Raw genomic sequence first — 2,208 nt, 5'->3', positions numbered from 1 at the left:
CCCTACGACCCGGATTATCTGCGCGACGCGAAGGCGGCTGTCGAAGCGTTGTTCGCCGAGATCGCCGGAAGAGCGAAGGCAAGGGGCGGGACGGCAAGCCGCTGCTTGCGCCCCATGAGGTGGCGGCCGGCGAGCGTCTGCGGGCCGATTTCACGCGCGGTCAGATGACGCCGCGCGTCACCGCGAACTGGGAGGCCTCAGTGTCGCGCGGCAGGCGCGGCGGCGCAGGGGCCGGCGCGGAGCTTAGCGAGTCGGCGATGGCGGCGCGCGATCGGGTGCGCCGCGCCATCGAGGCCGTGGGGCCAGAGCTCTCCGGCGCGCTGCTCGACGTATGCTGCTTTCTGAAGGGGATGGAGGAGGTGGAGCGGGATCGCGGCTGGCCAGCGCGCGGCGCCAAGCTGGTGCTCGGCCTCGCGCTGTCGCGGCTCGCCCGGCACTACGGCTACGCGCTCGACGAGCCGGCGCCCAACAGGGCCGGGCGGATCGTCCGCTGGGGAACGCCGGACAGCCGGCCCACCATCGACGGCGGGGAGCCGCAGGCCTGATCGTCAGGAAGCGGCCGCGGCGGCCTCCGCGCCTGCGGCCGCGGCGGCCTCGCGCTTGATGCGCTCCACCATCGAGCGAAGCCCGTTGGAGCGTTGCGGCGTGAGATGCTCGCGCAACTGGATGCGGTCGAAGACCTCGCCGGCGTCCGTCTTCAGGATCTCCCGGGCGGTGCGGCCCGAATAGAGCGCGACCGTGATCGCCACCAGCCCCTTGACCAGATGGGCGTCGCTGTCGCCCCTGAAGGTCAGCACCGGATCGGCGCCGTCGCCGACCGTCGTCTCCAGCCAGACCTGGCTCGCGCAGCCCTGCACCTTGTTGGCGGCGGTGTGCGCCTCCGGGGGCAGCGGATCGAGTTCCCGGCCGAGCTCGATGAGGTAGCGGATGCGCTCCTCCCAGTCGTCGATGAACTCGAAGCCTTCGAGGATTTCGTCGATCTTCATCACGCCCTCTCGTCACGTCCGAGGTAGTGCGGATGCCGGCGCTCTGCAAAGGAAAAGCGCCGCTCGAGGCGGCGCCGGGGGAAGGGAGCGAACGAGCCGTCAGGCCGAGCGGCCGGGGACGGGCCCGCGCCAGGCGGGCTTCCTGTCCGTGGCGGTTAGCGTGTCGCGCGCTCCCGCGGTGCTCGTCGCGGTCGTCTTCGGAGCGCTGACGCTGTCTCCCAGATAGTCGGTCAGCATCTCGGCTCCGCTGCGGGCGCGCTCGCCCACCAGCTTGAGCGCCTGCGAGCCGACCGCGCAGGCGTCCGGCTGCCGCTCGCAGAAGCCGCTTACGTCCGAGACCGTGGCGCCGGCCGCCGCGAGCGCCGACAGGGCGTCGATCGAGGCGCGTTCCTTGTCGTTCGGACCGTCGCCGCCGCCGCCGCCGCCGCCGATCGGCAGAAAGACCGCAAGGACGCAGAGCCAGAACGCGATGCGCAACAGGAAGAACATGGCGGGCAGCCTCTCGTGACCACGGCGTCCGGCGGCGCTGGCCGGGCGACATCCATCAAGCTAGCACGGCCGCACTAACCGCCGTTGAAGCCGGAAACGGCAAATGTCGCAGATAGTTTCATGTTTTTGAAAGGAGCTGGAAAGGTTCCGTAAAGTGTTGCGGCGTCGCATCCGCCTGCGCGTGAAGGTTGATGGCCGGCGCCTGCAAAATCGCGCTTTTTAGCGTTCGCTTAAGCGGCGCCTGCGAACGTGGCGGTGGAGGCGGAACCCGGATCAGCGCCGCCGCAGGCGAAGCGGTTCCGGGGCGTCGACGCGTGGAGTGTGCGTGTTGCTTCAGTTCGCGGATCTGAAAGCGTTCGCGGAGCAGGTCGCAGCCAGGCTCCGTGTGTCCGCCGAAACGAGCGCAGGCGCCAGCTTCCGCCAGCGCGCCTTCGTGGCGACCCATCTTGTCCTCGGCGTTCTGCCGTTCGGCGTCCTGCCCGTGCTGCTGGCGCTCGGCCGCGCGCCGTCGGCGCTCGACCTTGCGGCTTTCGCGCTGTCCGTGGCGCCGATCCTGATCGCCCTTCAACTGTCCCGCTCCGGCGACCTCGACCGCGCCTGCGCGCTGTCCGCGGTCGCGTTTGCATCATTCGCGACCTGCGTCGGGGCGTCGCAGGGCGGGCTCGCCTCGGCGGCGACCGCCTGGCTCGCCCTGCCTCGTTGACCCGGTTCTCGAACAGGATTGCGGAGCGCT

General features: G+C 70.6%; 4 protein-coding genes. 2 read left to right on the top strand and 2 right to left on the bottom strand.

The window, feature by feature from the left end:
- Nucleotides 1-545 (top strand): DUF6456 domain-containing protein (locus ACIKT0_RS17385; RefSeq protein ID WP_407106609.1); only part of this gene is annotated, 545 nt, incomplete at its 5' end.
- Between the two features lie 3 nt (nucleotides 546-548).
- Here the strand turns inward: ACIKT0_RS17385 and ACIKT0_RS17380 are convergent.
- The gene (locus ACIKT0_RS17380) at nucleotides 549-986 is read right to left on the bottom strand and encodes a SufE family protein (protein WP_407106608.1); all 438 of its coding nucleotides are present in this window, start codon (nucleotides 984-986) and stop codon (nucleotides 549-551) included.
- A 99-nt stretch (nucleotides 987-1,085) separates the two neighbouring features.
- On the bottom strand, nucleotides 1,086-1,475 hold the full coding sequence (locus tag ACIKT0_RS17375) for a DUF5330 domain-containing protein (protein WP_407106607.1): 390 nt from the start codon (nucleotides 1,473-1,475) through the stop codon (nucleotides 1,086-1,088).
- Nucleotides 1,476-1,800: 325 nt separating this feature from the next.
- Between ACIKT0_RS17375 and ACIKT0_RS17370 the strand changes: the two genes are divergently transcribed.
- Nucleotides 1,801-2,178, top strand: coding sequence for a hypothetical protein (locus ACIKT0_RS17370; protein WP_407106606.1), 378 nt, complete (start codon nucleotides 1,801-1,803; stop codon nucleotides 2,176-2,178).
- Nucleotides 2,179-2,208 lie beyond the last annotated feature (30 nt).

Source organism: Hansschlegelia beijingensis (assembly GCF_045505405.1).
GTDB lineage: Bacteria > Pseudomonadota > Alphaproteobacteria > Rhizobiales > Methylopilaceae > Methylopila > Methylopila beijingensis_A.
The sequence above is the reverse complement of the archived record's forward strand: the minus strand, read 5'-3'. Positions and strand labels throughout refer to the sequence as shown.